Origin of the sequence: Brevibacillus sp. SKDU10 (assembly GCF_001645205.1) — a bacterium.
GTDB classification, from domain to species: domain Bacteria; phylum Bacillota; class Bacilli; order Brevibacillales; family Brevibacillaceae; genus Brevibacillus_B; species Brevibacillus_B halotolerans.
On sequence record NZ_LSSO01000030.1, the window covers coordinates 1 to 6,065 of the forward strand.

Genomic DNA, 6,065 nt, shown 5'->3' on the forward strand with positions numbered 1-6,065 from the left:
TCGTCTGTTAGGGATGGCAGCTGCTCCTCTGGTGCAATCCATAGCATATGATCGATGGGATCGAACTGGCTGAATATCTGGACCATTTCCTCAACTGAATGATCATGATGAATGGATAGCACATGCGCATGCGGGTATTGCTTTCGGATTTCATTCCATATGCTTTCATTGCCTCCGACTATGACGAGATTTTCATGTAGCGCAGGAATCATTTGTTGCTTGTCATAACAAAGTGGCTCCCAAACGGGCGCTACCATAATACCTTCTTCATCAATCGCGGAAAGCTTATCAGACTGGCTCACTTCTTCTTGTACCTCGGATGTATGTGGTGGCACTAATGAAGGCAATTCATTGGATGGTCCCTGACATGCTTTATTGTCGTACCCAATGGCATCCGCGTCTCTTTCAGGCACCCAGTAAAACTCCTTAGCAAACGGATAAGTTGGAAGCGGGATTCTCGCAAAGTGATCTTCTTCAAATAGATGCTCAAAATCTAATTCATACCCTTGGGTATACAAGGACGCGAGAATAGACAGTTGTTCAATATATTCATTTGCAGTCATATCCCCATTTATATTTCGTAAGCATTCATTTCCGTAGCGCTTTAAGGCGATTTGCTCGCGTTGTTCATTTTTATTTACGATAGAGGTATATACATCTGGTGCTTTTCCTTTTTCTAGCCATCTTTTCAAGACATCTACGAGTTCATTGCGCTCGTGAACTACAAAGGCTAAGCGGTGATTAAAGTGCTTTCTTCCCAGCAATAAGGTATAGCTCATATTTCCGTAGTGAACCTGCTCTGCTTTTTCACAATACTGAATGATCTGTTCTACTTGTTGCTCTAACTGGTCTTGTGTTCGAGCGGATAATGTTAGTAAATAGCCTGGTTTTGGTGAAGGTGTTAGCTGTCTTCTCGGCGCTTCTTCGATAACCATATGTGCATTTGTTCCACTAAATCCAAATGAGCTAATAGCTCCACAGCGTTTCTTGTTTGGTTCAGCCGTCCACTCTGTCAGTGCGGTATTGACATAAAAGGGACTATCTTCAAACTCGATATTTGGATTTCCCTTCTGAAAATGTAGCGTTGGTGGGATCTGTTTGTGCTGTAAAGACAATAAAATTTTAATGATGCCTGTGACTCCGGCCGCAAAGGCTAAATGTCCAAGGTTACTTTTTATTGATCCGATTGCACAATAATTTTTTTCATCCGTGTATTTCGTAAATGCTCGCGTCAAGGCCTGAAATTCGATTGGATCCCCCAGCTTCGTCCCTGTTCCATGGGCCTCGATCATTTGAATGTGTCGGGGCTGAATGTTAAAGGTATCATATACCTCTTGCTCCAATCGTTCTTGCGATTTGGCGCTAGGTGCGGTAATGCCATTTGTACTCCCATCCTGATTGACTCCCGAACCACGAATCACTCCATAAATATGATCCCGGTCCGCGATGGCATCAGACAAACGTTTCAGTATGATGACCCCCGCTCCCTCACCGGGAACAAAACCATCCGCCCGTTCGTCAAAGGTATGACAGCGACCAACAGGAGACAGCATCCCTGCTCGATTCGACTCCAGGTAAAAAGCAGGGGTCGATTGAAGGAATACACCGCCGGCCAATGCTATCTCTGTTTCTTTTGTCCAAAGACTTTGACAAGCAAGATGGATCGCTACTAACGAACTAGAACACGCGGTATCTACAGCTATCGCCGGACCCTGTAAATCGAGATAGTATGCAATGCGTGCCGGAATGATGGAAGCCGCATTTCCCCAAAACGAAGTGGCAGGAGGCTTCGTATCGAATAAATTTTGATAGTCTTTGCCGCTACAGCCCACATACACTCCACACTTTTTACCCTGAACTCCCGCTCCTGCATATCCAGCATCCTCTAATGCTTTCCAGGATTCCTCCAAAAAGATTCGTTGCTGCGGGTCCATATACATGGCCTCAACACCTGAAATATTAAAGAAGAGTGGATCAAATTGGTCGATTCGATCAACAAAACTGCCCTGATTACAATAGGAGGCACCTTCTTCGTAATACTGTGTGAGATCCCAACGCGATACTTCTTCTACGAGGTCATGGCCCTTTGATAGATGCTCCCATAGCTCATGAACCGTTTTAGATTTTGCAAATCTTCCACTCATCCCAATAATCGCAATTGGTTCTCTCTGAATAGCTAAGGCTGGTTTATATTGGTATCGCTCCGGTAGCTGCACGACTATTTTTCCGATATTCTCTCGATTTTTCATACACTGATACGCTTCTTTTATCTCGTCAAAAGAAAATACTTTATAGATAGTCGGCTGAATCACATTGTCCTTCATTAATCGAAGCATCTCGTTTCGATAATCACGTAGTGCATTAGGCTGCTCCAGCATCAATTTTCTCAGATCAAGGCTTATAAAAGATTGATTGTTGTTTAAAATGGACAAATCAATGTCTCGGGCGCTTTTCAGTGCTGTCATCGCAATTTCAATGTATCTACCACCTCTTGCTAGACAGCCTAAGCCTTTTTGAATAGCATCTCCTGCTAACGTATTGATGACGACATCAACACCCTTACCATTCGTCAGTCGATAGATTTCTTGCTCAAAATCAGACTCCATGTAATTAATCGCATGCGACACACCCATTTGCTTTACATACTCTAGCTTATGCTCAGAGCTTGCAGTCGCATAAATTTCAGCTCCGTAATGCTTAGCCAGTTGGACAGCAATAAGTCCAACTCCGCCCGTCGCTGTTTGAATAAGAATTTTTTCGCCTTTCTTAACCTGCGCTCTACGAAAAGCAGCTATCACCGTCATTGATACAACAGGTAAGGAGCACGCTTCCTCAAAGGACAGCGAAGACGGCTTAGGAAAAACATAGGCTGCCTTACATGTAAGTAAACTGGCCTGTCCAGCCAAATTCTCTCCCCCGCAATACACAACCTCATCTCCAGGACGGATCGTGCTCACTGCACTCCCCACTTCAACTACTACACCACTAGCTTCAAATCCAGGAGTAAACGGATAGGGGGGCATAGTCGGGTATAAGCCTTGTAAACATAATAGGTCCCCAAAATTTAAGGAAAAAGCTCGAACTGAAATTCTTACCTCATCTTCTTTCAATTCTAAAATATCTGACTCTACAATCTGAATATCATCGATTCCTCCTGGGGATTCAATAAGCACCCTATGAAACTTAGCACGTTCCCTAATAAGGGATGAATGTTCATTCGAATGATTCATGCCAGCTATTATAGAATCACTTTTTTGGATCCTTTTTTCGCTAGTTGCGGTTACTGTTCGTTGACTGTTTTGCATGTCCTCTTCTTTGTTCCACTTAATTGAGCTTGAGACATCCATAGGTTTTTGTATATCCAATAGAGCTTCTAGTGTCTGTCTATATTCCGTTATCATGTAGTGAACCAATTGATTCACGTTATTATAATCAAAGACAACAGTCGTTTGTAGCCGTGTATGACATCTATTATTAATGCGCTGAATAAGTTGAATGCCTATAATGGAATCTACACCGTACTCCGAAAAACTCTGATCATTGTGAATCATTGTCTCATTGATCTTCAATTCTTCAGAAATGCTTTCTCGGATTATCTGGATAAGATGCTCCTCTATCATTTGATCCGTTATATCCATATGCTCCAGCTTGTCTTTCGGCCTTTCCCATTCAGACTGCTTTTGTTGATGCTCCTTATGAGCAAACAGTGTCTTTCTCTCGTCTTGTTTGTTGTCTGCCATAGCTGTAACAGGGCCGAGGTCTTGAAGCTGTAAGGTGACTCCATCGCTTTTTGCACAGATAATCTGTTGCTTATAATCGTTTTTTTCATCCACAGGGAAGTCAATAGAATGGAATCCTTCCGATTTTAGTACCTTTTTCCAGCTATCTGGATATAAGCCTGGACAGCCCGGAATACGTAGAGCTGTATCTTCATACATCCACCAGCCTTGTAAAAAGCCAAAGGTAAGATGTGTAAACACAGAACGATCAGCAATTTCATTTAATAGTAATAAACCATTGTTTTTCATTGCCGCTTTTACATTTCGTAGCGTATGACGGATATGTTTCGTGGCATGCACAACATTTGTAGCAATGACCAAATCATATCCGTTCGGATCAATATCCTGAGTGGCAACAGGCTGTTCAATATTAAAAATCTTAAATGTGACAAATGGATACTCTGGGCCATATTCCTTCTCTCCATGTCTAAGAAAAGCCAAAGAAAGATCTGTATAGCAATATTCCTCGATATACTCCTGAAACGGCTTTAGTCTGGGAAGAACACTAGCACTGGTTCCTCCCGTCCCGGCTCCAATCTCTAAGATTCGGATTGATTTACTTGTAACATTGCTTTGATTGATACGTTCCTGCATAAACGCGACTATTTTTTCAGCGAGTACATCATTAAAGTAATCTGCCAGTAAATTGTGCTTATATACTCCTTCCACCAAAGTCATAGATGACTGGGGAAACATGATATCGGTGGCAGTTTGTTTCCCTGTGAGTATGTCAGGTAACGCACCTAGCATCGTCTCTACCAATACAGCCTGGGATTTTAGGTTATCATCTTTTAGCCACTCTTCTCTTCTGTATTCCCACTCTTTCCAAGAGCTGGTATCTTCAATAGATGTATTTTTCGTGACCGTATACGTTTCACCGTCAAATGATAAATACCCGCTCCTCGTAAATATAGCAAACGTCTCATCTACCCATTTTTTATATAAATCGATGATTCCTATTCTTGTTATGACAGTTGCTGGATCGAAGGAGTTAGATGGAAACATCTTTATCCCTCTACATTTTTCCCACATTAATTTGATGAGAAGCTTATCCATATCGCCCAATTGCTTCGTCACATAAATGAATTGATCATCATTTTTCATGTTTTATCTCTCCATTGATTGGTTTTTGACGAATACGAATTTTTTATTGATAAATCGTCATACACTTTCTTCGATTAACTTCAACCCAAGTTGAAGATGTAGTCATTTTTGCAAACGCTAACTGGTTCATCGGTCCGACCAAGAGAGCTTCTAATGCTTTCATTGCTTCTGGAGGCTCAATCGAACCAACCCCTCTGCTTTTCATCCGTCTTTGATACTCCTCTGACGCTACCGTACCTACCGTTCCCCAATACCCCCAGTTCATCACTTTTACGGCACATGGCCATTCCAGGGCTAATTGACTGGCAAAAGCATCTTTAAAGGTACAGCCTGCTACATAATTGCTTTGTCCAGCGGCTTTTACAAACGAATTCATTGATGAGAAAAATAACACGAAATCAAGCGGCTCATCCTGAAATACCTCTGCTATATTCACACTCACGTCTACTTTGACACGAAGCCCAGCTCGGAATCTTTCCTCCTCCATATTCGCCAGACTTTTATCCAGCAACACGATGGCTGAATGGACGATTCCATGAATGGGGCCGTATTGCTGTTTTATTTCTTCGTAGGCTCGGTACAGCTCTTCTTGGTCTGTTGCATCTGCCACGATATAGCTAGGTGCAGGGCCGATTGATGCTAGTCGGTCTATCTTTGCTTGAATATTGGCATCCTTCTCTCTTCTGCCAATCCAAATCACCTTAGCTTCGTACATTCGAATCACGTATTCACTCCATACCTCGCCAATTCCCCCGGCGCCTCCAATCACGACATACACGCCACCGGTTTTATACAGCGTTTCCTCCTGCTGGTTATAACGTACAGGAACCAGCTCCTGCTGATGCCATTGCTGTTCTCGATAAACGTAAGGGTTCCCGTCTGCATCACTTGGCAGGGCAAACAGCTCCTGCATCGGCCAGATCGCTAGGGATTCTAGGTCGATGACTCGGATTTTCCAATGGCTATATTCCTTGGCCAGCGTCCCCATTAAGCCGTGAATACTGGCATGGGTTGGATTTACCTCATCGTATTTATGAAGAGGCTGTGCTTTTTGGGTAATAACCGTCCAGCCTATTTGTCTCCTATCGTAACCTAGGGCTAACAGGCTTTTGATGATTGTAAAGAGATAAATTACCCCTTTTTCCTGTCCCTCGATGATGCTGTCGTCTGTTAGGGATGGCA

General features: G+C 42.9%; 2 protein-coding genes. Both read right to left on the reverse strand.

Going from position 1 to position 6,065, the window contains the following annotated elements; all coding sequences use genetic code 11:
* On the reverse strand, window positions 1-4,883 hold a 4,883-nt coding region (locus tag AYJ08_RS03400), incomplete at its 3' end, for a beta-ketoacyl synthase N-terminal-like domain-containing protein (RefSeq protein WP_064016592.1).
* A gap of 43 nt (window positions 4,884-4,926) precedes the next feature.
* Window positions 4,927-6,065, reverse strand: a 1,139-nt coding sequence (locus AYJ08_RS03405) for an SDR family NAD(P)-dependent oxidoreductase (protein ID WP_157452774.1), incomplete at its 5' end; no start/stop codon positions are given.